This window comes from Pantoea sp. S-LA4, assembly GCF_054482835.1.
The window spans coordinates 1,193,841-1,218,760 of sequence record NZ_JBTLRC010000002.1 but is presented as its reverse complement, the minus strand read 5'-3'; the positions used below and the strand labels follow the sequence as shown (position 1 = coordinate 1,218,760).

The window sequence follows — 24,920 nt, the reverse complement described above, 5'->3', positions numbered from 1 at the left end:
CTTTGCGGAGGGCGTGCGCGGCGTCCAGATTACAGCAGCCACTCAATAGGCAAGCGCCACACCAGCCGCACCTGCAACCGCTGCCACCATGAGCAGCCCGGTTCATGCTTATGCACTATCTGTTGCGCCTCGCCGGGATACTCCAGCCAGTTCACCCGTCCCCACTTATCCAGCCGCAGCGTCCAGGCGCGATCGCGCATCGACTGGCTGAAGCGCTCATGGGTCACCTGTGCCAGCGTTTCACTCTCAATCACCAGCCCCATTTCGGTATTGAGCACCGCCGAGCGGGGATCAAAATTGAACGAACCGATAAACAGCGTCTGCTGATCGACGGAAAAAGTTTTGGCGTGAAGGCTGGAGCCGGAGTTACCGGTTAAGCCGCGATCGTGTGGGGCATCCTGCAGCGCCGCCTGAGGTTTAAGCTCATAGAGGGCGATACCGTGCCGCAACAGCTTTTTGCGCCATTTGGCATAGCCGGCATGCACAATCGAGACATCATTAGCCGCCAGCGAGTTGGTCAGAATGGCGATTTTCACCCCTTTGCGCTTCAGCGACAGCAGTTGCGCCACGCCAGCGCGGGTTGGCACAAAATAGGCGGAGATAATGTCGAACTGCCGTTGCGGTGTCCCAATCACCTCCAGCATCCGCTGCGGCAGCAGGGTTTTCGGACGCGCCTTACCCAGCCCTTTACGCGGATCGTCACTCAGCAGGCGGGTTCTGGCCCAGGTCAGCGCTAAGCTGTCCTGCGCCAGATCCTGCAACAGTGAGGCGTTTTCCAGCCGCTGCAGATAGCGCTGCACCGCCTCGCTGTGCCGCCACTCGGCAGGCAAACTGACGTTATCTTCCGCCTGCTCATCATCATCCAGTACCTGCTGTAGCGGCGAGACCGGCCGGCTATTCCAGTAACGTTCAAAATCCTGCGCCACTTCCTCAACCACCGGGCCAATCGCCATCACGTCGAGATCGGCAAACAGCGGCTCATTGCCGGTGCCGAAGTATTCATCGCCAACATTGCGTCCGCCGACGATGGTGGTCACCCCGTCGACGGTGAAACTTTTATTGTGCATGCGGCGGTTGAGGCGGGCAAAGTCGGTGAGATAGCCCAGCGCCCGTAAGGTGCGAAATGAAAAGGGATTAAACAGCCGCACCGCAATATTGGGGTGACGGTTGAGCTGGGCCAGCGTTTCATCCAGGCCTGGCGTATTATTGTCGTCCAGCAGCAACCGGACTTTAACACCACGCTGTGCCGCTTCCAGCATCGCGCTGAACAGCAACCGGCCAGAGAGATCGTTTTGCCAGATGTAGTACTGAATATCGAGTGAACGCTCCGCTTTTTGCATCAGCAGATAGCGCGCCGCAAAGGCATCCAGCCCATCGCTGAGCGGATAAATCCCGCTCAGTCCGGGATGACGCTGGCACTGCGGCACCAGTTGCGCCTCCAGCCAGCTGGGCTGTTCGGATTGCTGAGGCAGCTCAAACGCTTCGGTCATGACCATTCCCTGTAAAATGCAGTTATTTTTATTATTCCCCGGCCCGCACGCTGACGCTATACGATCCTTCTGACTTCGTAAAACGCCGCGGCTGGTTTTTAGTCTAGACTTAGTCGGACGATCTGTGACCGGCATTGCCCGGCAGGAGAGGAATATGTCACATCAGCCCCTTACAGACGCCCGCCAGCGCCATCATCCCAGCCTGTTTCGCAGTTTTTTCCAGGGCAGTTTTCCCTGCTCCACCGCCTGCCGCACGCCAGGGAAACGGCTGGATATGGTGATCAGCAGCGGTCACGATATGCTGCTGGAGAAGGATTACGCCGCCCTGGCCGAACAGCACCTGTTCACCGCGCGTGACGGGGCGCGCTGGCACCTGATTGAAAAAGTCCCGAATCAGTATGACTGGCAGAGCTTTCTGCCGATGATTGACGCCGCACGCCGACAGAATCTGCAGATTATCTGGGAGCTGGCGCACTTCGGCTATCCCGACCATCTTAATATCTGGAAAGCGGAATTTGTTGACCATTTTAGCCGTTTCGCCCGCGCGATGGCGCAACTGATGCGAGATGAGGGCATCGAACAGCCGTTCTTTACTCCGGTCAATCAAATCTCATTCTGGTCGTGGGCCGGTGCCGATGTCGCCTGGTTCAATCCGCACGCCGCGGGCCGGGGCAAAGAGCTGAAACGTCAGCTGGTGCGCGCCTCGCTGGCCGCCATTCATGCCATTCGCGAGGTCTATCCCGATGCGCGCTTTGTGCTGACCGATCCGCTGGTGCAGATTGCGCATCATAGCGATAATCCGGACAGTAAACCCTACGCGGATGCCCAGCATCAGGCGCAATTCGAAGCCTGGGACATGCTGGCGGGTCGCCTCGATAAAGAGCTGGGCGGCAGTGAAGATTGCCTTGATATTCTTGGTCTGAATTACTACCCCGACAACCACTGGTTCTTCCCCGATCGGCCGATGCCGGCAGACGATCCGGCACGCGTTCCGCTGCATATTTTGCTGGCGCAGTGCTGGCAGCGCTTCCAGCGCCCGATGCTGATTGCCGAAACCGGTGCCGAAGGCGAGGCGCGTGCGCCGTGGCTGCAGGAGATCAGTGAGAATGTCGCGGTGGCGCTGGATCAGGGGATTGCGGTGGAGGGCGTTTCGCTCTATCCGGTGGTGGAATATCCGGCCTGGGCGGATGACCGGCGCTCACCCGGCCCGCTGTTCGGGCTGGCCGATCCCAACGGGAATCGCAACCTGCACGAGGCGTTAGCGCTGGTGCTGCGCAGTCAGCAGATCAAATTTACCCGGCGCGATCAGACGTGCTGAGACGGCGGCGCTTTGGGATAGCAGGACTGGACATCCAGTGACGGATCGGTGGGATGACGTACGTCGGTGAGCCAGGTCATGGTAAACAGGAATGTGACGCCGATCAGGCAGGCGGTCAGCAGGCCGATAATTGCGATCAGTTTGTCATCTCTCGATTCCATCGCCGTCTCCTTTTCCCTTTCCCTGAATCGCCTGTGCGTTCAGCTCATCCAGAGCGTAATCATCAGGACAAAGATTATAAGCGTAACCGAGGTCACCGCAAGCACTACAATCGCGAAGTGCGCATCGTCGAGCGACTGGCGAATCGGCTCATCGTGATCGTCGGGTGGCAAAGGTAACGACATGGGGTTCCTGTAACATGGGTTCAGCTGACCGGTTATGCAGCGCGTCACAGTGTAGAGGAAAGCCTGAGTGGCGTCCGGTTCTTTCGTCTGGAAAATAAACGGAGTGCGCGCGGCACCCCGTTTTCACCACCATCGGCCCGATCAGAAGTCGTAGGTTACCCCGACTTTCAGCGTGCGGCCGTCGCCCTGTGACAGATAGGTACCGGTGTCATCCACGTTAGCCCAGTATTTTTCGTTGGTGACGTTTTCGACTCCGACGCGCCAGACCATCTCATTCTGATTAAGCTGAGTGCGGTAACGCAGCCCCAGATCCAGCGTGGTATAGCTGTCGATCTTTTTGCTGTTGGCGGCATCTGCCCACTGTGAACCGGAATGGGTGATCAGCGCGGTGGCGGTTAACCCTTCCAGCGGCCTGATGTCATATTCGGCACCCAGCGTATAGGTGTCGCGCGGCACGCCCACCGCCTGCTTACCGTCATAGGCGCCACCAGCGGTTTTTTCCATCACCGGGTCGAGCCAGGTGGCGCTGGCGTTAAGCCGGACGCCCAGTACCGGCTCGCCAAACAGATTCGTTTCAATGCCACGATGGCGCTGCTCACCGTTCATGCCATACACACCATTAGCGTCAATCATTCCCGACGGCTTTTTAATCTCAAACAGCGACAGCGTGCCGCCGATGCGGCCAAAATCGCCCTTCACCCCGACCTCATTCTGTTTCGAATGGGCGATGCCGGTAATAGCCCCCGGATTGACGACCGTATCATTACGCGGCGCCACCGAACCGGGCTGCAGCGCTTCGGTGTGGTTGGCATACAGAGAGATCGACTGCCACGGCTTGTAGACCACGCCATAGGTCGGCATCCAGCGGCTATTGGTGTAGCGCGAAGCGGTATCTTCCGCGCCGCTGTTGTAATTGTAGTTACGCACCCACACTTTCTGATGGCGCGCACCCACGGTCAGCAGCAGCGAATCATCAAACAGGCCCAGGGTGTCGCTCAGCAGATAGCCCTGGGTACGCGACCGCGCGGTGGTCAGAGGATCGGAGAACTTGCCGCCGGCAAAGTTGGCTGTCGGCGCGGCAATTTCATCGGTGTGATAGATATTGGTATTGGCATTGGTCAGCGACATCGCGTAGGCATTCTTCGCATTGGTGGTCAGCGCCGAGTAGCCGATGTTGACCTTATGCGAGATAAAACCGGTATCGAAATTGCCGCGCAGCCCGACCATACCGCTCATGTTGTCCTGCACGCGATTGGTATTAAAGGTGCCGATAGTGGCATCGCCCGCGCGGTTGATCAGTTTTGGCGTGCCGTAGTTACCGGTTTCGTGGGCGTGCTGCGCACCTAAACCGGCATAGGCGGTCCAGCTATCGCTGAGATCGTATTCCGCCCGGGCCATGCCAAACTCCGATTCCATGTCGCTGTAGACCCATTTCTGGCTGTAGTTATGGGAAGGGGAAGGCACTGCCGGAAGGAAGTCGACGCCGCTGATGTTGATGCCTTGCAAGCCGTCGTGGAAACTCTTTTTCTGGTAGCCGACGTCCAGTGAGGTACGTAACCGGTCACCGCGATAGTCCAGACCGATTGAGGCGGCGGTAGTGCGCTTCTTCTCGTCATCCACGCCGGTTTCCCCTTCGCGGTGGACCAGGTTAACCCGAACGCCAAACTGGTCGTTATCACCAAAGCGCCGTCCCGCATCCACCGTGGTACCGATCTGCGCATCGGAGCTGTAATCCACGCCTATCCGTGCCTGTGGAAGCTCCCCGGCATGTTTAGGTTCCAGGTTGATGATCCCGCCGACGCCACTGCTGGCCGCGCCGTTCAGCAGGCTGTTGGCGCCTTTGAAGATTTCAACCCGGTCAATCAGCGACGCATCCATCACCTGACGCGGCACCACGCCTGGCATTCCGCCATAGGTCATGTCATCGCCATCCAGCAGGAAACCGCGAATGCGGTAGCTTTCGGCGAAGTTACCGTAGCCTTTAACGTTTTGCACTCCGGCATCGTTACGCACCACATCAGCGATGGTTTTGGCCTGCTGGTCCTCAATCATTTTTGCGGTAAAGCCGATGATGTTAAACGGCACATCCATCGCCTTTTGCTCACCCAGCATGCCCAGCCGGCCGCCGTGCGCCACCTGCCCTTCCAGCCAGGCCGGCACTGTCTGATCGCCGCCCGGCTTAAAGCTGTCGTCGGGTGTCGCGGTTACCGTCATGGTCTGCCCGCTCTGGCTGGCGGTGGCTGAAGAGGCAGAAGGCGTTGCCGCCATCACGGGCAGAGATCCGGCACTGACCAGCATGGCCAGCAGAGTCGGTTTATATCCTGGGGTTAAAAGGCGCTGACGCATGGGTGGTTCCCTGATTTGAATTGGACTGAGAATCATTATTATTGCGGTTTGCGATTATGCGCAGGAGCGGGTCAATTGCAAGTAAAATTGCCGGTCAGGGAAGTGGATAGCTGAATGAAAAGCGGGCAGGAGAGAATAAAGAGAATGCCCATGCCTTAACGGCATGGGCAGGCAGTCAGACGCCGCAGAAATGTTAATTAATGGATGAGGCAGCATTCCCCGCTGACCAGCCACCGCCCAGCGCGCGATAGAGATCGATTTGCGCCAGCAGCAGGTTGTTTTTCACCGTCACCAGATTCAGCTGCGTTGAGAACAGGGTGCGCTGGGCATCCAGCTCATCAAGGTAAGAGGCGTAACCGTTCTGGTAGCGGTTGCTGGCGATACGCAACGCTTCTGCCACATAGCGTTCCTGCTTCTGCAACTCTGCCAGCTGCTCCTCTCCCTGCCGGATCGCGTCCATCGCATCGTTCACTTCCGAGAAGGCGTTACGCACCACTTTCTCATAGCCGTAGAGCGCCTGATTACGCGTTGCCATTGAGACATCCACTGCTGCGGTCAGCGCTTCACGGTTGAGCAGCGGAGCCAGAATGCTGCCGCCGACGCTCCACAGGCGGAACGGGTTATCCGCCAGCTGATGCAGCACCGAACTCTGTAACGTGCCGGTGGCGGTCAGGTTGATATTGGGCAGCAGCTGCGCTTTGGCGGAGGCCAGACTGGCATCGGCAGCCAGCAGCTGACGCTGCGCCTGGACAATATCCGGACGGCGATTAAGCAGCTGTGACGGCAGCAACGACGGCAGATGCTGCGGCGAGATCTGTTCAAACTGCTGACGGCGGGCGATTTCGCGCGGATTCATCGCCACCAGAATACTCAGCGCATTCTCCTGCTGCCTGATCTGGTGCCGGAGCTGTGGTATCTGCGCTTTGGCTGACTGATACTCCGATGCGGCCTGCATCCACTCCAGCCGCGAGGTATAGCCGGTTTCAAACTGACGCTTCGCCAGCATCAATGAATTATTACGGGTCGCCAGCGTCGCCTCGGTAACCCGTAACTGCTCGTCCAGCGCGCAGAGGTTCAGGTAGCCGGTCGCTACCGAACTGGCGATGGTCAGTTCCGCTGCCGAGGCCGCCGCCTGTTGCGCCGCCAGCGACGCCCGTGAAGCCTCGATCGAACTGCTACGCGCGCCCCATAAGTCAACGTCGTAGTTTGCCTGCAGCAGGCCCTGGAAAACATCGGTCTCATAAGGCTGACCGGTCACAGACGAAAGCGTACGTTCGCGGGTGGCCGCCGCGCCAGCACTCAGGGTCGGGAAATTGTCGCCCTGCGCCGCACGCAGCTGGGCGCGATACTGATCGACCCGCGAGCGCGCGGTCAGAATATCGGGATTGTTGCGCAGAGCCTGCGTCACCAGCCGGTTAAGATGCTCATCACCAAAGGCGCGCCACCAGCCAGCTTCCGGAGCGGCGTTGGGGCCGACCTGGTCGCGCCAGGCTGCCGGTATCGGCAGTGACGACGGCGCTTTTTCAACTTCGGTGGCGCAACCGGCCAGCGCCAGCGCCAGAGCCGCAATCAGTAAACGGCGGTCGATCATGGCGCGCCCTCACCTGCCGGTTGTGCCGCCGTATCAATACTCACCTCCACCGACATGCCGGGACGCAGTTGCTGCATATCGCCATCGTCGATACGAATGCGAACCGGAATGCGCTGGGCAATTTTGACAAAGTTACCGGTGGCGTTGTCGGGCGAAATGGCGCTGAACTCCGATCCGGCGGCGGGCGAAATAAATTCAACCTGACCGGTAAAGCGTTTGCCATCCAGCGCATCAACCCGGATGGTCACCGGCAGACCGGGCCGAATTCGCGCCAGCTGCGTCTCTTTCAGGTTGGCGATGATCCATTTACGGTTCGGCACTACCGAGGTCAGCCGCGTCCCGGCGGTAACATAAGCGCCGGTCCGCACCGACAACTGACCAAGCTGACCGTCATCCGGCGCGGTAATCCGGGTATTGGCCAGATCGATCTCCGCCAGTTCCAGTGCCGCTTTCGCACTGGCAACGTCGCCTTCCAGCGAGGCACGGTTAACGATGACCGTTTGCAGATTTTGTTCTGCCACGGCGATTTGCGCCGCAGCCTGACGCACCTGCGCCTGCGCCTGGGCATTTGCCGCACGGGCCGCATCCCGTTCGCGCACCGACAATGAGCCGTCGGCGGCGAGGTTTTCGACCCGCTTCAGATCAAAGCCGCTTTTCAGCGCCTGCGCTTTGGCATTCTCCAGCACCGCTTTATTACTCTCAATCGTCGCCTGGGCACTGCGTCGCTGCTGCAGGTTATTGCTCAGCGCGGCTTCCTTCATCGCCAGTTGCGCCTGCGCCTGATGAACGCGCTGACGGTAGATACGATCGTCGATGGTCATCAGCAACTGACCCTTTTTCACCGGCTGCAAATCGATCACCTCAACCGAGGTCAGGTAACCGCTGACCTGCGGGCTGATAAAGGTCACCTGACCGCGAACATAGGCATTTTCGGTGCTTTGCACTGCGCTGGTAAAAGGCCAGAGTTGCCAGGCGTAGAGAATGACTAATACGCCAATCACCACAATGCCGCTGCCGGCGGCAATCGAAAGAATACGACGACGATTCGCACGATCGCGTTCTGCCGCCTGAAGTTCGTCCTGCTGACTCATTGTTTCTCCGTTGATTGCTGTAATTCGGCCAGCTGTTGCTGCTCTCGCAGGTTAAATTGTGCCTGCCGCCAGTCGAGATAACGCCGACGTGTTAAGCGCCAGATCACCCACATCAGGGTAATCAGGGCCAGCGCGGCCGTTAACAGATAGGTATCGTTGTACGCCAGCACGTTGGCCTGTAAGGTCGCCACGGTTTGCAGCTGGCTGCTGCTCTGCGCCCCGAGCAGAACGTTATCGCCGACCAGGCTGTTAAACAGCGCATTGTACTGGCTGAGACGTTCATTGACGTTAGGGTCCAGCAGCGAAAGTTGATCGCTGAGCAAACTGGAGTGATATTTTTCCCGCCAGGTCTGAAACGTCCCGAGGATCGCCGAACCGATCAGCCCGCCCAGGTTCTGACTCATGCCGAACAGCACCACAAAACTCACCAGGTTCTTCGGCTGCGTCACTACGCTGCCGATCCCCATCAGCATCGCCGGAGCCATGAAAAAAGCGCTGCTGAAGCCCAGCAGGAACTGGCTGAAGTACATATTGTTAGCGCGGGTCAGCGGGCTGGAGTGCGCATCCATCAGCGAGGCGATAATCATCACCACCAGCGAGGTGACGATGGGCCAGTTAAGGTGGTTGGGCTTGATGGTGAGCGCACTGGCGGCAATACCGACAATGACGCCAGCAATGATCGCCAGCGCCAGTCCGCGCATCTGATCGTTCTGCAGGCCAATCTGCTGTAAAAAACCCACCGCACCGGTGTTCTGCTCCGCCAGCACAATGCGGATCATGATCATCACAATGCCGAGACGCACCATCATGCCGCTACTCAGCCAGCGGGTATTGATCAGTGGATTGCGCCGGTTGTGCTCAATCACAATGGCGGTGACGATCAGCGTTAATGCGATGGCGGTACAGATGCCCAGCCACGGCGTGGTAAACCACCACTCAATCCGGCCCAGTGACAGTACGCCACACAGCAGCGCCATGCCCGGAGCCAGCAGCATAAAGGTGACGAAATCCATTTTTTCAAAGGTTTTGATCCGATCGCCGGGCGGTAACTTAATCACCAGCACGCCGCCCAGCGCAATCAGCGCCAGGCCCAGTTCAAACAGGTAGAGTCCGCGCCATTCATTGAGTTGCAGCAGTTCCGAAGAGAAGAGTCGGGCCAGCGGAATCGCCAGTTGCGATACCGTCAGACCGATCACCAGCGCTTTCAGGCGATGCTTCGCAGGCCAGGCCTGCACCTGATAATAGATACCCAGCGAGCTGAGCGCTGCCGCCACCATGCCGTGCGCAGTACGCACGATGATCGCTGAACTGAGATCGTTGGCGAACAGATGAAAAAACGCCACCAGCACATAGAGCACCAGAAACGCTTCGGTAAAGGCGCGCAGGCCAAACTGCTGTCGGAACTTCACCAGCAGCAGGTTGATGGAGATGTTGCCCATCACGTAGACCGCGGGCAGCCAGGCTATCTCATTGGAATAGGCGCCGAAGGTGCCCTGCAGGTTAATCAGATTGGCGGTCACCAGCGCGTTGCTTAGCGCGCCGGTCAGCGAGATCAGCAGACCTATCAGGCCAAACGCTATCCGTTTCGGCAGCGGATGCAGCGGGGTCGAAGGTGATCCCGGCAGCATCGGTTTTTCATGCGGTAACCATTCGCGCGCGGCGTAGGGATTGCGCTTCGCCACCTTTACATGCTTCCCATTCGCGTCAGCAACTGCTGCAGCACCCGTTCGGTGACGGCCAGATCCTGCGGGTCAATATCCGCCAGCATTGCGCTGCGCAGCGCATCTGCCTGGGTTTTTACTTTGGCAAACGCCTGATTGCCTTTTTCAGTCAGTACCAGGTGACGCTTACGTCGATCCTCCGGCGGCTGCACCCGCGACAGCAGCGACTGTTTTACCAGCCGATCCACCAGCGGCACCATGCTGGCATCTTCCAGACCCAGCATCTGCGCCAGTTCAGTCTGGGTCAGACGTTCAGGCTCGCTGGCAATCAGGCCAATCGCCATCCAGCTGCTCATGCTCAGACCGCTGTCTTTCAGATGACGGTCAACGGCCAGGCGCCAGGCGTGCGCGGTCAGATGCAGTAAATGGGTAAAAGTACGAGTGTGCGAAGACAAATGTTAGCAACCTAATAGTCAGACATCTAATTAAATGAAGGCGTTATTATACGCAAAGCGAAACGCGAATGAAAAGCGCCCGATCTGTTAAAAATTAGTGGATCGCGGCAGAATGTCCAGAGGCCGTAACCGGGAGTGCGACACCATGATAACAGCTGCGAAAAACTGGGTGGATTTGCGCCGTGACGCTGCCAGCGGTATTGAGTCGATTCGCGCCCATTTTACCGGACACGCTTACGATCCGCACTGGCACGACAGTTATCTGATTGGCGTGACAGAGCAAGGTGTACAGCAGTTTCATTCGCGACGCAAACAGCATCAAAGCCGACCCGGCACGGTGTTTATGCTGGAGCCGGAAGAACTGCATGATGGTGACGCGATCAACCCGCAGGGCTTCACCTATCGCATGCTCTACCTTTCACCGCAGCAGGTGCAGCAGCAGCTCGCTCCGCTGCTGGCTGAGGGGCCGGAACCGCGTGAACTGAGCTTTGCCGCGACCCTGCGTGACGACCGGCCGCTGGCTTATGCGGTGTGGCACGCCTTTGACGCGCTATGGCACGATCACCCCGCTCTGATTAAAGAGGCGGCGCTCGACCGGCTGTTTGGTCAGCTGACGCAACACCGGCTATGGCGATTGCCGGAAGCAGACTGCCCAGGCGATAGCCGGCTGGCACTGCTGGCGCGCGACTGGCTGATTGCCCATCATACGGAGAATCCGGGCTTACAGCAGATGGCACAGAGCCTGAACATCGACCGCTTCCGCCTGTCGCGACGCTTTCAGGCCCACTGGGGCTTGCCGCCGCATGCGTGGCTGGTGCAGTGGCGGCTGAGTCAGGCGCGACGGCGTCTGGCGGAGGGCCAGCCGGTGGCCGATGTGGCGGCGACGCTGGGCTTTGCCGATCAGAGTCATCTGGGCCGCTGGTTCAAACGAGCCTGCCAGCTCAGTCCGGCGCGTTATCAGCGCATCTGCACAAATCTTCCAGACCTGACTTAACCGGCTTGCCACAATGCGCTTTTTAGTCAGGAGAAGCGTGATGCAGGATTTACGTTGTGTGATGATTTTAAATGCCAGTTTGCCGCCGGGCAAAGCGACCAATGCCGCGGCGGTGATGGCATTAACGCTCGGCCAGCGCCATCCGGCACTGGTAGGTGACGCGCTGGAAGACGCCAGCGCCCATCCCAGCCCCGGCCTGATTCCGGTCGGTATTCCGGTTCTGGCGGCCACGCCCGAACAGCTCAGCCTGCTGCGGGAAAAGGGCGAACTGACCGGCTGCGATATGGTGCTGTTTCCGGAAGAGGGTCAGTCCACCACCGACTATCAGGCGCTGGGTGCTGCGATGCGTCAGCAGCCACGCCAGCAGTGGCGCTTGCTGGGCGTCGCTGTTGTCGGTGAGAAAAAGGCGCTGCGCAAACTGACCGCAAATTTAGCCCTGTTCAGCTAAGTCGGGTGCGGAAAGCCGATCGCGGTTTTCCGCCTCATTTTCAGATTGACCTCTGGCTGTACAGATTTTCTGTACAGATTTTTTCTCGGAATATTCCTTATAACCTCCTGTTAACCTTCATATAGCACATAATGCTCAATAATCCGATTGTACAGATCGGGATTCATTGTATAACTTTATCCCCACGAGTTGTCTTGCGACTCTGTAACGAATGATGCACTTGCGTCGCCTCTGAAGGTGTCAGTGGATTTCCACCTTCAGAGGTTATTTTTTTATCCGTTAATTTATGACGTTGGGTTCCTTCGCATCTGTCCATGCGGAGGTTTTTTTAATGTCTTTTTTGTCCTGACATCCGAAACGGAATCGGGCTGTTTTGAAGGGCTGACACATGCAAAACCAGAACATCGTTCCTAAAACCGATAAAGAGATTGCCGACTACTTTAATGCTGCGGCCAATAAACCGGCCAGTGATATGGAGATGCTCGGTTTACTGGTCGCGGAGATCCTGCAGTCCGGCATGCCGGTGAGTAACAAAGCGATCATTTCGAAATTGATTCATCGTCTGGAGCTGGAAAGCGACCGCGAATCGCTGGAAATTTACCGGCAGTTGCTGGAGCTGGTGGTTCACAAAACCCCGGATGATTTTTCGCTGTAATCCCGACTCCACGGAGGGAGTCACTCTGCCTTTTTCTGGTATCTTCGCCCTTCGCCCGGTAACATCTGCCTCTCACTGTTTATCCTGACTTTCTCGCCCTTCGCGCGAGAGCAAAACAAAATAAGAGCCTGCAACCTTTTATGACCCAATCAAATGATGTCGCTGCAACGCCTGTTGTAGCGAGTGATATCAGTGTCGGCCGCGTACTGCGCTCACCGGCACTGCTGACCCGCGAATGCCTGGCCGGTGTGATCACCGCGCTGGCCCTGATCCCTGAAGTGATCTCCTTTTCCGTTATTGCTGGCGTTGACCCGAAAGTCAGCCTGGTTGCCTCAGTGGTGCTCTGTCTGACCCTGTCGATTCTCGGTGGACGTCCGGCGATGGTCACCGCTGCGGCCGGTTCGGTGGCGCTGGTCATCGGTCCGATGGTGCATCTGCATGGGGTTGAATATATTTTGCCGGCGGTAGTGATGGGCGGCGTGATTCAGATCCTGTTTGGGGTGGCCGGACTGGCGCGCATGATGCGCTACATTCCACGCTCGGTGATGCTGGGATTTGTGAACGCGCTGGGCGTGCTGATTTTCTTTGCTCAGGTTCCGCATGTCTGGGGACAATCTTCGCTGGTGTGGATCTTCTTTGCCGTGACGCTGGCCATCGTGCTGCTGCTGCCACGTCTGGTGAAAAGCGTCCCCTCACCGCTGGTTGCCATTGTCGTGGTGACCGCCGTTGCCCTGCTGATGGGCTACCGGATGCCGAACGTCGGTGATGAAGGACCAATGAGCCCCGGCCTGCCCGGTTTTAACAGCCTGATGGTGCCGCTGAATCTGCAAACCCTGCAGATTATCTGGCCTACCGCGCTGAGTATCGCTTTTGTCGGGCTGATGGAGTCGCTGCTGACCGCCAAGCTGGTTGATGATCTGACCGATACGCCTTCCAGCAAGCGGCGGGAATCCTGGGGTCTGGGCGTCGCCAATATTTTTGCCGGTTTTTATGGTGGCATCGCCGGTTGTGCCATGATTGGCCAGACCATCGTTAACGTGGAGCTGGGCAAGGCGCGCAGTCGGGTCTCGACGATTGCTGCCGGACTGGTGCTGCTGCTGCTGGTCACCGGCCTGAGCCAGATTATGGCGCAAATCCCCATGGTGGTGCTGGCGGGGATCATGATGGTGGTGGCGGTAAAAACCGTTAACTGGCACAGCCTGCAACCGGCAACCCTGAAACGCATGCCGTGGTCGGAAACGCTGATTATGGTATTAACGGTGGTGGTAACGGTCTGGACTGGAAACCTGGCGCTGGGCGTGCTGGCCGGAGTGATTGTCGCGATGATGCTGTTTGCCCGCCGTATTGCGCATGTCATTCACGCGGAGCGTCAACTGAGTGAAGATGGCGAGTCGGTACGTTATACGGTGCGGGGGCCCCTGTTTTTTGCCAGCAGTAACGATCTGTTTGAGCATTTTGATTATGCCCACGATCCGAAGAGCGTAATTATCGATTTAACTCATGCGCAAATCTGGGATGCGTCGAGCGTGGCGGCACTGGATGGCATTGAGTATCGCTATCAGCGCTATGGCGCACAGGTCACCATTGTGGGACTGGATAACCGTAGCACTGACTTCCACCGCCGGTTGACCGGTAATTTCGGTTAGCCTTGCGGTTGACCCTGACCGATCGGCTGTCTGATGGACAGCCGATCGGATTCAGGCCTGTTGCCGGCGCGCTTTGTAGCGGGCCACCATCGTCACCAGCGCCTGATAGATCAGACCGGCGTAGAGACTCATCAGAATCGCCATTGCTGGCTCTTTGCCCTGCTGCTGCCATGACATAAACCACATGAACACGCCCCACAGAACAGAGAACACCAGCCAGCCGCGGACGAACTTCACGATGCCATTCATAACCACTCCTCTTAAATGATGCGCTACCTTAGCGGTGTTCGGCACAAAACGCATTGTTGTCATAGCTGAGTTGAGAGGCGCCTCAAATAAAACGGACCCCCGATTTCGTTCTGACGAGCGCAGCGTGGTGAGCCAGGTGATTCCCGGTCGCTTTTCTATACTCAATGCACCGTCTGAACTTTCAGGATATTTTGATGAAACGTTGCGCTTTATTACTGTCAGCTTTTGCCATTATCACCACCCTTTCCGCCTGCGCGCCTCCGTCGCCTGGCAGAGATGCGCCACCGCCGCCCTCACCGCCAGGCGGTCAGCAGCCGGTTGGAGCGCCCGGTGGCAGTGGACCGGTTGGGCAGCCACAATCCTGAACCGGTGCCACTGAGCACAGGCTATTCCGCCCGGTGCGCGATGCTTCAGACGCCGGGCGTTCTAATGCCGATGGGCACATCCACACTCAGACATTTCGCCCGGTCGCTGTTTGCCAAAATGGGAGTGGCGAATCTTTAACACGCCTTCACGCTCCTCGGCTTCTTCTGCTGCCACTGTTCCGAGCAGATGATTCAGCGCGTGGCTAATGCGCCAGCCGATATTGTCGGCCCAGGTGGTCAGATGCCAGGTAGAGGAGTGCGCTTCGTCAACATCGCCAAATCCCGCCACCGCAATGTGCGCACCCTGACCAAAATCACGGATCGCCTGCATGGCACCAAATGCCAGTAGATCACTCTCGCAGAAAAGCGCCTGAATGCGCTCGGCCGCGCGGGTCTGTTTCAGGTAACGGGTCACAGCCTGATAAGCCTGTTCGCGATCGCTGCCATCTGCCAGCAGTTCGACCGCAAGGGTGTGGTTCGCCGTCATCAGGCTGGCGTGATAGCCTTGCATTTGCGGCGATCTGCCTGGATGACTCTGCAGAGAGCCAAAACGCTGGTGCCCCTCAGCCAGCAACAGACGCCCCATCTCCTCGCCCGCCCGTCGGGCATCGTGCTGCACGTCCGGCTCAGCATCTGGCCGAATTACCGGCAGCGAGCTGGCCGCAAGCGCCTCATCCCATTGCCGATCACTTACCCCGTCGGACAATACCAGTAAACCGCGTAGCCCTAATGGTGCAGCCTGCGTTAACTGTGCGGTTAGCGTCTGTCCGGTGTCGGCGGGTAATAGCAGCATCAGCGCGCCGCGTGTGTTGAGCTGGCGCGCCAGTTCGTTGAGGACATTCTGATGACAGGGAGCGAGTAACGGGCTGGTGACTACGCCAATCATCATGGGAAATGCGGCTTCAGGCTGTCGGGAAGGGGAAAGCGTCATCATCAGTGTCCTGACTTCTCTGCGGCTAAGAACAATAGCCCCTACCATACTGGAAATAGCTGACTTTCAACAGGTTACAAAGCCAGAGCCAGGCCGCAAAAATGCGTGAAAAATAATGTAATGGGCGGGCAGCGACCAGAGGACCTAGGGAAGCCTGGCAGCATGTAATTTCGCCTTCAGGCGGGTCCGGCCGGCCATCAGCTGCACTCGGTGTTATTTCATCCCGAGAGATGCGTTTGCCGCTGAATACGTTTTGGCTGCTGAGAAAACGGATTTTTCAGTGCGTTAGCACTCGCATCAGAATAGAGACGCCAGATAAGAAATCTATTTCTCTGTCATCAGCACACCCTATTAATAAGCCAGCCGCCAGACTCAATTATTGGCGCGCTTTAATATCCGCATAATTCTGCACAACTCCCCACAATGCGACGCGATGCGAAAAAGAGAAGCCGTACGCGCATCGGTTATTATTGTCAGGCCGCTCCTGTCATAAGCATATTCCGCCCAAACGGTCCGGTCAGCACCGCTTTGATAGCACCCTGATTCAGCCTGCATCTGCACGGGAAAACGTAGCGCCTGACCCACAGTCAAGGCCAGGGCGTTTCAGCCGGTCAGCGCGGGAAGTGTGTTGGCGGCGGTCCGGCGGGCGACAGCAGGACCGGGCAGCAGGAGTTGAACCTGCATCGGCAACCCACCAGGAGTTGCAGTAATACCGTTATACCATGCCCGTAGGGTCACGTGCCGCGTGAAGGTTTTTTCTCTGGCATAGGTGCCTGCTGCTCTGCCTGCCCTGCCCCATAATCTGTCTGACGCGCATAGGCGGAATAGGGAAAACAGGACTCTATCGTCAGCGGATTTTTACACTGCGCGCAAACGGCACCGTGGTGGCCCGACTCCGTTTCATCACAGGCGGTAAAGCGGAATTTTCTGCAGCCACATGAAGGACATTTAAAGGTTAGCATGCCGATTATTCCACTGGCTTTTACTGCCGCATTGATGCCTGATTAAATAAAGGGTAGTGCCCGCTAATTAGGCTGCAAGCGCAAGCGGTGACAATTTGATAAAACCGTGCAGGTCATAAAAATTATTTACTGTGGCTTTTAATAAGTGATTATTCAGCTAGCCTTACTATCCAGCCTGTCGGGAAGACTATTCCGGCGCAGATGACTGTATTAAGCGAAGAGGTAAGTACCATGCCCTCAGGACAATTTTATATTATTGATCATCCCGAGCTGACGTTCACCGCCAGTTACCATATTGATACCGTCAATGAAAAACCGTTTAAATCGCGTATGGTGCTTGAGATCCAGAAGCAACTGCAGCCGACAGAGGCGTTTGATACGGCCCGTATCGGTCAGGAGGTCACCTTTGTCTCTTCCAGCGGCGAAGCGCAGCGCCTCTATCTGATCAGTAACACTGACGATCGGCTGGTGTTCAGTTCCCGTGCCTGAAGGTGAGGCAGTTTTTACCGGGCATAATGGCAGTGGCGTCTGAACGGAAAAGTGGGCCGTATTGCAAATCGCAGGCACAAAAAAACCGCCTCTGAGGGGCGGTCATACGACACTGCTTATCATTGATTTTATTGGTAATTCGATATGGTGCCCGGGGCGGGACTTGAACCCGCACAGCCTTACAGCCGAGGGATTTTAAATCCCTTGTGTCTACCGATTTCACCACCCGGGCAGGGTGTAACTGGAGGCGCGTCCCGGAGTCGAACCGAGGTACACGGATTTGCAATCCGCTGCATAGCCACTCTGCCAACGCGCCTTAAACTGATGTGCCGTCAGGTTAACCTGACATGCGAATCTGGAGCGGGAAACGAGACTCGAACTCGCGACCCCGACCTTGGCAAGGTCGTGCTCTACCAACTGAGCTATTCCCGCATTTTTCAGCAACTGCATCGAACTTGCTGATTTTATTTACCTTCTGGCAGACTGGCTGCCGTTCGATGCGATGCATTCTACTGACCTCACGCAATGAGTCAATAAAATTATCCTCACTGTGTGTCTGTTTGCTGCTTTTTGAATCGCATCGATCACGGTTCGAGCAGATCGCCGCGTGCAGCACTCAGATACTGGAACATCGACCAGAACGTCAGCACCGCTGCAATGTATAACGCCACCACGCCAATCCCGACCACGGTGCTGTCAGGACGCCACAGCAGGGCAAAAAGTGACAGCATCTGGGCAGTGGTTTTCACTTTGCCAATCCATGAAACGGAGACGCTACTGCGTTTGCCAATCTCAGCCATCCACTCACGTAGCGCGGAGATGATAATTTCGCGGGCAATCATGGTGGCGGCGGGCAGGGTAATCCACCAAGCGTGGAAATATTCCGCCACCAGCACCAGCGCCATGGCCACCATCACTTTATCCGCTACCGGATCAAGAAAGGCACCAAAGCGCGTGGTCTGTTTCCAGCGGCGCGCCAGAAAGCCGTCAAACCAGTCGGTGACGGCGGCGAAAATGAAGATCAATGCGGTAGCCAGCGGCGCCCAGTGAAACGGCAGATAGAAAGCCAGCACAAAGAACGGGATGAGGACGACTCGGAACAGGGTGAGACACGTCGGAATGTTAAATTGCATATGCCGGTAACTGTCTGGAATGGGTAGAATTTAACGTATGTTCCTACATTGCCCCCCCCGTTTCAATGCTAGTGTTTCAACGAATAGTATATTTTTTCTGCCAGCGCGTGTGAGATACCCGGTACATTGGCGATCTCTTCCACCGAGGCATTCATCAGCGGTTGCAGGCCCCCCATATACTTGAGCAGTTGCTGACGCCGTTTCGGCCCTACCCCTTCGATGCTTTCCAGCGCACTGGTGTTCTTGACCTTAGCCCGTTTTTTGCGGTGGCCCGAAATTGCATGATTGTGAGCGTCGTCACGAATATGCTGGATGACATGCAGCGCAGGCGCATCCGGCGGCAGCGATACCCCTTCGCCTTCCGCTTCAAAGAACAGCGTTTCCAGACCGGCTTTACGATCGCTGCCTTTGGCGACACCCAGTAAAATCGGGTGGGATTTATCCCAGGGCACATCCAGTTCGGCAAACACCTGTTTTGCCTGTGCCAGCTGCCCTTTCCCGCCATCGATCAGGATCACATCGGGGATCTTATCCTCTTCGATGGCTTTACCATAACGTCGGCGCAGCACCTGATTCATCGCCGCATAGTCATCGCCCGGCGTGATGCCGCTGATGTTATAGCGGCGGTAATCGGCACGCAGCGGACCGTTCTGATCAAACACCACGCAGGAAGCGATCGTCTGTTCGCCCATGGTGTGACTGATATCGAAACACTCCATGCGGGTAATTTTGTCGAGTTCAAGAAACTCTGCCAGCGCCGCCAGACGCTGATGAATGGTCGAGTGTTGCGACAGCCGGGTGGTTAATGCGGTTGCGGCGTTGGTCCGCGCCAGTTTCAGATAACGGGCACGGTCACCGCGCGGTTTACTCTGAATCGAGACGCGACGACCAGCCAGTTCACTCAGCGAGTCAGCCAGCAGTTCGCGCTCCGGCAGCGTAAAGTCGAGCAGGATATCGCCCGGTAAGGTGCGCGCTTCACTGCCCTGCAGATAGAACTGCCCGACAAAGGTTTGCACCACTTCGGCCAGATCGGTATCCGCCGGCACTTTCGGGAAGTAGCTGCGGCTGCCTAACACTTTGCCCTGACGAATAAACAGCACATGCAGACAGGCCATACCCGCCTCATAGGCTACGCCCATCACGTCCAGATCATCGCCCTGATTAGAGACAAACTGCTTCTCGGTAATCCGACGTACCGCCTGAATCTGATCGCGCAGGCGCGCCGCTTCTTCAAATCGCAGCCCGACGCTGGCCTCTTCCATCCGCTTCACCAGCAGATTCAGCACCTGGTCATCTTTGCCCGCCAGGAACAACCGCACATAATCGGTTTGCTGCGCGTACTCCTCTTCGCTCACCAGACCGGCAACGCACGGCCCAAGGCAACGCCCAATCTGGTATTGCAGACAGGGACGTGATCGGTTGCGATAGACGCTGTTTTCACACTGGCGGATCGGGAACACCTTTTGCAGCAGCGCTAAAGTTTCACGCACCGCATAGCCGTTGGGAAACGGACCGAAGTATTCCCCTTTGGCATGTTTCGCGCCGCGGTGCATCGCCAGACGTGGATGCGTATCCGCGCTCAGGAAGATGTAGGGATAAGATTTATCATCGCGCAGCAGTACGTTGTAGCGCGGCTGATAGAGCTTGATGTAGTTATGCTCAAGCAGCAGCGCTTCGGTTTCGGTGTGGGTTACGGTGACATCGATGTGCTGGATATTACTCACCAGCGCTTCGGTCTTGCGACTGCCGACCTGAGTGCGAAAATAGCTGGTCAGACGCTTTTTCAGATCTTTGGCTTTACCAACATAGATGACGTTGCCTGCGGCGTCATACATGCGGTAGACGCCAGGCTTGCTGGTCACCGTACTCAGAAAGGCTTTGGGGTTAAAAACGTCACTCACTACTGATTAACGGCTCCGCATTATAGAGGCCATGTCGAATGGCCAGATGCGTTAACTCTACGTCACCACTGATATTCAGCTTACTGAACATCCGATAACGGTAGCTGTTAACGGTTTTAGGACTGAGATTCAGCTGCTCGGAAATTTCCGTCACCTTTTGTCCTTTGGTGATCATCAGCATAATCTGCAATTCCCTTTCCGACAAACAGCTGAAAGGTGATTCGGCTTTCTGGGGCTCGATCTGACTCAACGCCATCTGCTGCGCGATGTCCGAGGCAATATAGCGCTGTCCGGCATTGACCGAGCGGATCGCATTAATCACTTCCTGTGGCGCGGCCCCTTTACTGAGGTAACCGGCGGCACCGGCCTGCATCACTTTGGCGGGCAGTGGATTCTCGGTATGAATGGTCAGCATGATGATTTTGATGTCAGGGTTGTAGCGCACGATTTTTCGTGTCGCCTCAAGTCCGCCGATACCAGGCATATTCATATCCATCAGCACTACATCAACCTGATTGGCGCGACACCACTTTGCTGCATCCTCGCCACAGTTAACTTCTCCAGCCACCACCAGACCTTTGACATCCTCCAGGATGCGGCGGATACCAGCACGGACCAGTTCATGGTCATCAACAAGAAGCACACTGATCAACGGGAAGACTCCAGAGGCTAAAAAAAGAGGAAGCGATTAACGATTTCAGGCGGTAATCATACCTGCTTTTACCTCAAAAGCACATCAACAAAGCAAAACTGTAGGTGGGATACCTGATTCAAAACGGCGGCGTTTGTTTTCCGGGCCGGGGTCTCACGCTGCCGTTGACTACCCTGAAAATATTAAATTAAACTATTTATTTTCAATAAGTTAAATTATTTTCCCGGCGACGCCCACGCCTGGCGCATTGTGCTGGCAGGCCGTGGCAGAAGGCTATGATAACTTTCCGCGATTGATTAGCCCGGCTGGACTGAATGCCTTTTCGGATGGAAGCGAACCGGCTGCCTCAGCAACTTAACGGCCCTGTGGTATACTCACGCACTGCTGTACGGACTTGATTGCCGACACGTTGTTATTCACCAAGGAGAAAATCATGAGCGATGAAGATTTTGCCACTTCGCAGGAAGCGCGCAAATTATCGGATGAAATAGCGGGTCTGAAAATGATGATCACGCTGATTCTGAAAGGTATGGGTCAGGCGGATGCCGGAAAAGTCATTATCAATATGGAACGCTACGTGCAGACGCTGGGCGACAAGCCACAGGCAGAAGTGTTCAGCAACACCATTAAGCAGATCAAAGCGGCCTACCGCCAGTAAACATTTTGCCCCCAGCTGCGGGGGCAAATTATTTAGTTGTGCGACTGCCAGTTAACCGAAACACCCAGCGACGGCAGCACCTCTTCCGGACTGAAACGCCGGGTACCGCGATACTTCTCCGCCAATGCCGGCTGCACCACCGGAATGCGAATCGCGAACAGATTATCCTCTGACAGAATTAATCCCGGCGTCAGCGGTTCATACACCACCTGATGCTGCTCGAACATCTTCTCAAGCATCGGTGTCGCTGAACTGATGATGTACTCCATGCCATTCAGTTCTGCCAGCTGCACCGCGTGCCAGAGAATGTTCAATGGCAATTCAGGGTCCACTTCCAGCCGTGCTGAAAAGCGCGACATCTCCCACACTTTCTCATGGCTGAAGGGCAAGACAATGCCTTCACTTTGTTCAGGCTCGAACCACGGCATTAATCGCGCGCAGCCGCTGATTCCATCACGCGCATTCCAGGCGATCAGCCAGGTCACATCTGAACGATCGTAGCGATCATATTCCTGTCCCGGCGTGCTAAGACGGGGAGGAATCGACCATCCCTCGCCGCGCGCAAATACGCTATACCGGTAGCTGCCAAGTTCGGCGAGCAAAGAGGATGGCATATCCTTTAATTGCGTTTGAACTATTTTCATCATGCGCCTCTGACATCCCCATGTTTGCAATGATTTCTTTGCGCCAGCCTGGCAAAGCCCCGGCGCAGGGTAGACAACTGACCCGGACGAGGGAACTACTAAATTTAGTAGTTGCCTTTCATCTAAATCAGCCCGATCGCTGCTGCATAACAGGCAATCTGAGTTTTATTGGAAACATTGAAACGCTTTTGCATATTTTTCTGGTGAAAGTTAACGGTATGTTCAGAGATGGATAAAATAAGTGAAATTTCTACCGCCGTTTTTCCTTCGGCAGTCCATTTCAAAATTTCCAGCTCGCGCTGACTAAACTCTTTTTTTAGTACCACCATGGCATCATCGCTAAAGCGTTCCAGCGTATCCAGGCTTAGCTCCGCTAAAAAGTGGAGTTTGACTTCCAGTTCAATGCGGCGCTCGTCAATAGGAAGCGGCTGTTGCGATGATATAGATAATATACCAATGACGCGATTTGGTGCCATTGCAGAGCAAGAAAAACCGCTCTGTAAGCCGTGCTCACGCGCCTCATCCCACAGGTTACCGGCCTCAGTAAACTGCTCTCGCGCCCACACCATTCCTCTGCCCGGCCGCTGACAGCGTTCCAGCACCGGATCGACCGCGTAATAATTGTTCGCCTCATAATGCTTAACCCAGTATGCGGGATAGGTGCTGTGCAAATGAATGCGCGGCCGACTAAAAGGCACCGGATGCTGAATCAGAAAAGCAAAATAGTCGAAACCTAATGCTTCAGTAAATTGTTGCAATAACGTCTTCAGCTCAGATGAAAGCGTTAATGCCTGAAATTTTTCTTCCGTCTCACGCCGCCAGACGAAATAATTTTCGGTACTCATATTGCCTCGGCATTATTTTTACGCAGGTGTGCATTATTATTCATTTTGGTTATTCAGATAAAAAATAAATGTTCAGGAGTAAATTAATTGATTGTACAAACCGGCATCGCCGTAATAAACATGGCATTTAATTCTTCGAAGGCCGGGCTACGCCATAATCCCCTTTCCCCACTAATATGAGGCCGTACGAAGCAACTTTCAATCAAAGCCGAAGAATAAGATTTTTCTGATAGAACTTCAATCATTCTGTTTCAGTCCGTTTTTTCATCAAATTGAAAATGGCCACTGTACGCCTGAAAATTTATTCCCCGACCGCCAGGAACTGACGTGTAAACAGCGCGTTAATCACCATTTTAATAAGCGAAGCGGCAGATATTGGACTGCAACATATTTTTTAGCGGGAAATAAGCATTCATTACACTCTTTTTGGGTTGAGGCTACGCTTAATCTGCGGCAACCGGTGCTGAGTCCGCTCTGACAAGACGAAAACAGCCCGTGGCCCGCGCGATTCAACAGGTCATGGATTAACACGCCACGGGAGCATACGATGCTAAATCAGTGGGCTTTACTTTTTCTGGTCTCAGGCGCGTGCACCGCGCTGATGATTATCAAAGATATTTTACTTTATCGTCAGCCAGCGTCACTGATGAACCTGATCTGGCCGCTGACCGGTCTTTATCTGCCGTTTATCGGCTGGCTGGCCTGGTGGTATCTGGGACGCATTCCCCGTCATCAGCTAAAAGCAGCCCTACTGATACGGCAGAAATCACCCCGCCACACCGGCTGGCAAGCCCTATTTATCGCCACCACCCTGTCAGCCAGCGCCTGTATTTTAGCGGAGGCGATAACCTTACCAATTATCACGCTGCTGAACTATCTTAAAATATCGCTGTTGATCTGGCAGCAGGCAGCGATTTCGTTACCGATCTCTTTACTGCTCCTGCTGCTGTTCCATTTTTTTACGCTGGGCCAACATGAAAAAAAATCATTCTGGCATAAGCTGTCGCTGGCATTTAAACGCAGCGCATTTCCCCTGCTAATCTATCAGGCGGGCATTTTTCTCTTTATGTCACTGGCCCTGAAATTTGTGCTGCATCAGCAGATTAATCCTTCCCTGAGCATTTTCTGGTTCATGCTGCAATTAGCGATGATCACTGGATTTGTTTTTTCCTGGCCAGCCAACCATTTCATTATTAAACGCGGTATTAATCCGGTTTTATGATTTATCGGCAATAACCGGCACCGCGCATACCCAGATGAAAGTGGGTCGCATGCGCGGCGTTATAATCGGGTCCCAGCGCGTTACCAAATACCTGACAGCCGCCTCGCCACAGCGTATGTAACAGCGCGGCTTTATCCGCTGGCTGTTGCCAGTGGCGACTGACATCAATCCGCTGGCCGTTAGCCAGCTGAAAACCGGTGACATCCCAGGCATCAGCCGTGGCATGTTCACTTAATCGTCCCTCGGACCGATGGTAAATATTGCGACAGGCGTAGCTGCCAACGTGGGTAATACGTACCAGCGGGCTTTGCATCTGTTGCAGCGCCTGTTCGCGGCTGTGTAGCACATACATGGTGCTGGCTACCGCCATCGGACAGCTGGCCAGGAAGCTGCTGCTCAGGCTGACCGGGCCAAATGCCCGGATGCGCAGCGGATCGGCGATCGGGCAATCACCCCGCACCGGTGGTCGTTGGCTGAAGCTGACCCAGCCCGCCTGCTGCGCGCGCCGCATCACATCCAGACAGGCCGCCGGATTACCCGCCAGCCGTTTCATCTTGAGCTGCGTCATCCAGCCCGGCGGGTCGGTCACCGACAGCGGGATAAAGGGATTAAACTGCGGCGGCAGATGCTGTTTTAGCCAGGGTAAACTGACCCATCCCAGCGCAATCAACAGCAAAAACAGGATAAGCGTGCGCATAGTCCCTCTCGCAGCATGATGAATAACAAACAAAAAGTGTAGAAGCACAATCCCCGTCGCGCCCTCTGTCTGACACAACGTGATGAAAACTTACCCAGCCTGACGCAGAATTAAGCCGAACACGGCATTGCTA

24 protein-coding genes and 4 tRNA genes are annotated in these 24,920 nt (G+C 55.9%); 8 read left to right on the top strand and 20 right to left on the bottom strand.

Annotated elements, in window-relative coordinates:
* Nucleotides 1-29 precede the first annotated feature (29 nt).
* Nucleotides 30-1,490 carry a phospholipase D family protein gene (locus ACX3P5_RS06565; protein ID WP_336754988.1) on the bottom strand — a complete coding sequence of 487 codons (1,461 nt, stop codon included), beginning with the start codon at nt 1,488-1,490 and terminating at the stop codon, nt 30-32.
* A gap of 154 nt (nt 1,491-1,644) precedes the next feature.
* Here ACX3P5_RS06565 and ACX3P5_RS06560 point away from each other — a divergent pair, with 154 nt between their 5' ends.
* Nucleotides 1,645-2,808, top strand: coding sequence for a glycoside hydrolase family 1 protein (locus ACX3P5_RS06560; RefSeq protein ID WP_336754986.1), 1,164 nt, complete (start codon nt 1,645-1,647; stop codon nt 2,806-2,808).
* On the opposite strand, the gene ACX3P5_RS06555 is transcribed toward ACX3P5_RS06560, so the two are convergent.
* The 7 genes from ACX3P5_RS06555 to ACX3P5_RS06525 all read right to left on the bottom strand — a co-directional run bounded on the left by ACX3P5_RS06555 (nt 2,796) and on the right by ACX3P5_RS06525 (nt 10,296).
* Entirely contained in the window at nt 2,796-2,969 is a 174-nt protein-coding gene (locus ACX3P5_RS06555) for a hypothetical protein (protein WP_167373383.1), read from the bottom strand. The genes ACX3P5_RS06560 and ACX3P5_RS06555 overlap by 13 nt on opposite strands.
* Nucleotides 2,970-3,008: 39 nt before the next feature.
* Nucleotides 3,009-3,152, bottom strand: a complete 144-nt coding sequence (locus ACX3P5_RS06550) for a hypothetical protein (RefSeq protein WP_010246429.1) — start codon at nt 3,150-3,152, stop codon at nt 3,009-3,011.
* A gap of 141 nt (nt 3,153-3,293) precedes the next feature.
* Complete coding sequence (locus tag ACX3P5_RS06545) at nt 3,294-5,498, bottom strand: TonB-dependent receptor (RefSeq protein WP_442956291.1); 2,205 nt, start codon at nt 5,496-5,498, stop codon at nt 3,294-3,296.
* Between the two features lie 193 nt (nt 5,499-5,691).
* Nucleotides 5,692-7,089, bottom strand: coding sequence for an efflux transporter outer membrane subunit (locus ACX3P5_RS06540; RefSeq protein WP_458968437.1), 1,398 nt, complete (start codon nt 7,087-7,089; stop codon nt 5,692-5,694).
* Nucleotides 7,086-8,180: an HlyD family secretion protein gene (locus ACX3P5_RS06535; protein WP_094121337.1), complete on the bottom strand. Its 1,095-nt coding sequence runs from the start codon at nt 8,178-8,180 to the stop codon at nt 7,086-7,088. The genes ACX3P5_RS06540 and ACX3P5_RS06535 overlap by 4 nt, the downstream gene beginning before the upstream one ends.
* Entirely contained in the window at nt 8,177-9,862 is a 1,686-nt protein-coding gene (locus ACX3P5_RS06530; protein WP_233984661.1) for an MFS transporter, read from the bottom strand. The genes ACX3P5_RS06535 and ACX3P5_RS06530 overlap by 4 nt, the downstream gene beginning before the upstream one ends.
* 2 nt (nt 9,863-9,864) lie before the next feature.
* Nucleotides 9,865-10,296 (bottom strand): MarR family winged helix-turn-helix transcriptional regulator, encoded by a 432-nt coding sequence (locus ACX3P5_RS06525; RefSeq protein WP_233984662.1) that lies wholly within the window; start codon nt 10,294-10,296, stop codon nt 9,865-9,867.
* Nucleotides 10,297-10,441: 145 nt separating this feature from the next.
* Here ACX3P5_RS06525 and ACX3P5_RS06520 point away from each other — a divergent pair, with 145 nt between their 5' ends.
* From ACX3P5_RS06520 to ACX3P5_RS06505, 4 genes are all read left to right on the top strand, one after another.
* Nucleotides 10,442-11,290: an AraC family transcriptional regulator gene (locus ACX3P5_RS06520; RefSeq protein WP_233984663.1), complete on the top strand. Its 849-nt coding sequence runs from the start codon at nt 10,442-10,444 to the stop codon at nt 11,288-11,290.
* A 40-nt stretch (nt 11,291-11,330) separates the two neighbouring features.
* Entirely contained in the window at nt 11,331-11,738 is a 408-nt protein-coding gene (locus ACX3P5_RS06515; RefSeq protein ID WP_458968436.1) for a DUF2000 domain-containing protein, read from the top strand.
* Between the two features lie 388 nt (nt 11,739-12,126).
* Nucleotides 12,127-12,393 carry a biofilm/acid-resistance regulator YmgB/AriR gene (locus ACX3P5_RS06510; protein WP_094121332.1) on the top strand — a complete coding sequence of 89 codons (267 nt, stop codon included), beginning with the start codon at nt 12,127-12,129 and terminating at the stop codon, nt 12,391-12,393.
* Nucleotides 12,394-12,533: 140 nt separating this feature from the next.
* Complete coding sequence (locus ACX3P5_RS06505; RefSeq protein ID WP_336754977.1) at nt 12,534-14,039, top strand: SulP family inorganic anion transporter; 1,506 nt, start codon at nt 12,534-12,536, stop codon at nt 14,037-14,039.
* 51 nt (nt 14,040-14,090) lie between these two features.
* On the opposite strand, the gene ACX3P5_RS06500 is transcribed toward ACX3P5_RS06505, so the two are convergent.
* The 3 genes from ACX3P5_RS06500 to ACX3P5_RS06490 form a co-directional block, all read right to left on the bottom strand.
* Nucleotides 14,091-14,288: a DUF6404 family protein gene (locus ACX3P5_RS06500; protein WP_233984666.1), complete on the bottom strand. Its 198-nt coding sequence runs from the start codon at nt 14,286-14,288 to the stop codon at nt 14,091-14,093.
* A gap of 426 nt (nt 14,289-14,714) precedes the next feature.
* On the bottom strand, nt 14,715-15,587 hold the full coding sequence (locus ACX3P5_RS06495; protein WP_458968435.1) for a substrate-binding domain-containing protein: 873 nt from the start codon (nt 15,585-15,587) through the stop codon (nt 14,715-14,717).
* Nucleotides 15,588-16,241: 654 nt separating this feature from the next.
* A tRNA-Thr gene (locus ACX3P5_RS06490) sits at nt 16,242-16,314 on the bottom strand.
* 463 nt (nt 16,315-16,777) lie between these two features.
* On the opposite strand from ACX3P5_RS06490, the gene ACX3P5_RS06485 reads away from it, so the two are divergent.
* Nucleotides 16,778-17,035, top strand: coding sequence for a hypothetical protein (locus tag ACX3P5_RS06485; RefSeq protein ID WP_233984668.1), 258 nt, complete (start codon nt 16,778-16,780; stop codon nt 17,033-17,035).
* Between the two features lie 145 nt (nt 17,036-17,180).
* On the opposite strand, the gene ACX3P5_RS06480 is transcribed toward ACX3P5_RS06485, so the two are convergent.
* The 6 genes from ACX3P5_RS06480 to uvrY all read right to left on the bottom strand — a co-directional run bounded on the left by ACX3P5_RS06480 (nt 17,181) and on the right by uvrY (nt 20,721).
* Nucleotides 17,181-17,267 (bottom strand) — tRNA-Leu (locus tag ACX3P5_RS06480).
* Nucleotides 17,268-17,277: 10 nt separating this feature from the next.
* A tRNA-Cys gene (locus tag ACX3P5_RS06475) sits at nt 17,278-17,351 on the bottom strand.
* 40 nt (nt 17,352-17,391) lie between these two features.
* Nucleotides 17,392-17,467: transfer RNA gene (locus tag ACX3P5_RS06470), tRNA-Gly, on the bottom strand.
* A 152-nt stretch (nt 17,468-17,619) separates the two neighbouring features.
* Nucleotides 17,620-18,168 (bottom strand): CDP-diacylglycerol--glycerol-3-phosphate 3-phosphatidyltransferase, encoded by a 549-nt coding sequence (gene pgsA, locus ACX3P5_RS06465; protein WP_031376084.1) that lies wholly within the window; start codon nt 18,166-18,168, stop codon nt 17,620-17,622.
* Nucleotides 18,169-18,236: 68 nt separating this feature from the next.
* Nucleotides 18,237-20,069 carry an excinuclease ABC subunit UvrC gene (gene uvrC, locus ACX3P5_RS06460; protein WP_233984669.1) on the bottom strand — a complete coding sequence of 611 codons (1,833 nt, stop codon included), beginning with the start codon at nt 20,067-20,069 and terminating at the stop codon, nt 18,237-18,239.
* On the bottom strand, nt 20,062-20,721 hold the full coding sequence (gene uvrY, locus ACX3P5_RS06455) for a UvrY/SirA/GacA family response regulator transcription factor (RefSeq protein WP_094121817.1): 660 nt from the start codon (nt 20,719-20,721) through the stop codon (nt 20,062-20,064). The genes uvrC and uvrY overlap by 8 nt, the downstream gene beginning before the upstream one ends.
* Before the next feature lie 433 nt (nt 20,722-21,154).
* Between uvrY and ACX3P5_RS06450 the strand changes: the two genes are divergently transcribed.
* Nucleotides 21,155-21,379, top strand: a complete 225-nt coding sequence (locus tag ACX3P5_RS06450; RefSeq protein WP_094121818.1) for a DUF2594 family protein — start codon at nt 21,155-21,157, stop codon at nt 21,377-21,379.
* 32 nt (nt 21,380-21,411) lie between these two features.
* On the opposite strand, the gene ACX3P5_RS06445 is transcribed toward ACX3P5_RS06450, so the two are convergent.
* Complete coding sequence (locus ACX3P5_RS06445; protein WP_233988201.1) at nt 21,412-22,023, bottom strand: acyl-homoserine-lactone synthase; 612 nt, start codon at nt 22,021-22,023, stop codon at nt 21,412-21,414.
* 122 nt (nt 22,024-22,145) lie between these two features.
* Nucleotides 22,146-22,868 carry a transcriptional regulator SdiA gene (sdiA, locus tag ACX3P5_RS06440; protein WP_262287751.1) on the bottom strand — a complete coding sequence of 241 codons (723 nt, stop codon included), beginning with the start codon at nt 22,866-22,868 and terminating at the stop codon, nt 22,146-22,148.
* A gap of 547 nt (nt 22,869-23,415) precedes the next feature.
* Between sdiA and ACX3P5_RS06435 the strand changes: the two genes are divergently transcribed.
* On the top strand, nt 23,416-24,090 hold the full coding sequence (locus tag ACX3P5_RS06435) for a DUF4396 domain-containing protein (RefSeq protein ID WP_233984671.1): 675 nt from the start codon (nt 23,416-23,418) through the stop codon (nt 24,088-24,090).
* Nucleotide 24,091: 1 nt separating this feature from the next.
* Here the strand turns inward: ACX3P5_RS06435 and ACX3P5_RS06430 are convergent, their stop codons facing one another.
* Nucleotides 24,092-24,787 (bottom strand): extensin-like domain-containing protein, encoded by a 696-nt coding sequence (locus tag ACX3P5_RS06430; RefSeq protein WP_458968434.1) that lies wholly within the window; start codon nt 24,785-24,787, stop codon nt 24,092-24,094.
* Nucleotides 24,788-24,920: the final 133 nt, after the last annotated feature.

Coding starts and splice junctions, on each gene's coding strand:
- sdiA (WP_262287751.1), bottom strand. CDS start 22,868: ATGAGTACCGAAAATTATTTCGTCTGGCGGCGTGAGACGGAAGAAAAA.
- ACX3P5_RS06485 (WP_233984668.1), top strand. CDS start 16,778: ATGCCCTCAGGACAATTTTATATTATTGATCATCCCGAGCTGACGTTC.
- ACX3P5_RS06505 (WP_336754977.1), top strand. CDS start 12,534: ATGACCCAATCAAATGATGTCGCTGCAACGCCTGTTGTAGCGAGTGAT.
- ACX3P5_RS06540 (WP_458968437.1), bottom strand. CDS start 7,089: ATGATCGACCGCCGTTTACTGATTGCGGCTCTGGCGCTGGCGCTGGCC.
- ACX3P5_RS06555 (WP_167373383.1), bottom strand. CDS start 2,969: ATGGAATCGAGAGATGACAAACTGATCGCAATTATCGGCCTGCTGACC.
- pgsA (WP_031376084.1), bottom strand. CDS start 18,168: ATGCAATTTAACATTCCGACGTGTCTCACCCTGTTCCGAGTCGTCCTC.
- ACX3P5_RS06435 (WP_233984671.1), top strand. CDS start 23,416: ATGCTAAATCAGTGGGCTTTACTTTTTCTGGTCTCAGGCGCGTGCACC.
- ACX3P5_RS06500 (WP_233984666.1), bottom strand. CDS start 14,288: ATGAATGGCATCGTGAAGTTCGTCCGCGGCTGGCTGGTGTTCTCTGTT.
- ACX3P5_RS06535 (WP_094121337.1), bottom strand. CDS start 8,180: ATGAGTCAGCAGGACGAACTTCAGGCGGCAGAACGCGATCGTGCGAAT.
- ACX3P5_RS06545 (WP_442956291.1), bottom strand. CDS start 5,498: ATGCGTCAGCGCCTTTTAACCCCAGGATATAAACCGACTCTGCTGGCC.
- ACX3P5_RS06550 (WP_010246429.1), bottom strand. CDS start 3,152: ATGTCGTTACCTTTGCCACCCGACGATCACGATGAGCCGATTCGCCAG.
- ACX3P5_RS06565 (WP_336754988.1), bottom strand. CDS start 1,490: ATGACCGAAGCGTTTGAGCTGCCTCAGCAATCCGAACAGCCCAGCTGG.
- ACX3P5_RS06495 (WP_458968435.1), bottom strand. CDS start 15,587: ATGATGACGCTTTCCCCTTCCCGACAGCCTGAAGCCGCATTTCCCATG.
- ACX3P5_RS06520 (WP_233984663.1), top strand. CDS start 10,442: ATGATAACAGCTGCGAAAAACTGGGTGGATTTGCGCCGTGACGCTGCC.
- ACX3P5_RS06450 (WP_094121818.1), top strand. CDS start 21,155: ATGAGCGATGAAGATTTTGCCACTTCGCAGGAAGCGCGCAAATTATCG.
- ACX3P5_RS06515 (WP_458968436.1), top strand. CDS start 11,331: ATGCAGGATTTACGTTGTGTGATGATTTTAAATGCCAGTTTGCCGCCG.
- ACX3P5_RS06445 (WP_233988201.1), bottom strand. CDS start 22,023: ATGAAAATAGTTCAAACGCAATTAAAGGATATGCCATCCTCTTTGCTC.
- ACX3P5_RS06560 (WP_336754986.1), top strand. CDS start 1,645: ATGTCACATCAGCCCCTTACAGACGCCCGCCAGCGCCATCATCCCAGC.
- ACX3P5_RS06510 (WP_094121332.1), top strand. CDS start 12,127: ATGCAAAACCAGAACATCGTTCCTAAAACCGATAAAGAGATTGCCGAC.
- ACX3P5_RS06430 (WP_458968434.1), bottom strand. CDS start 24,787: ATGCGCACGCTTATCCTGTTTTTGCTGTTGATTGCGCTGGGATGGGTC.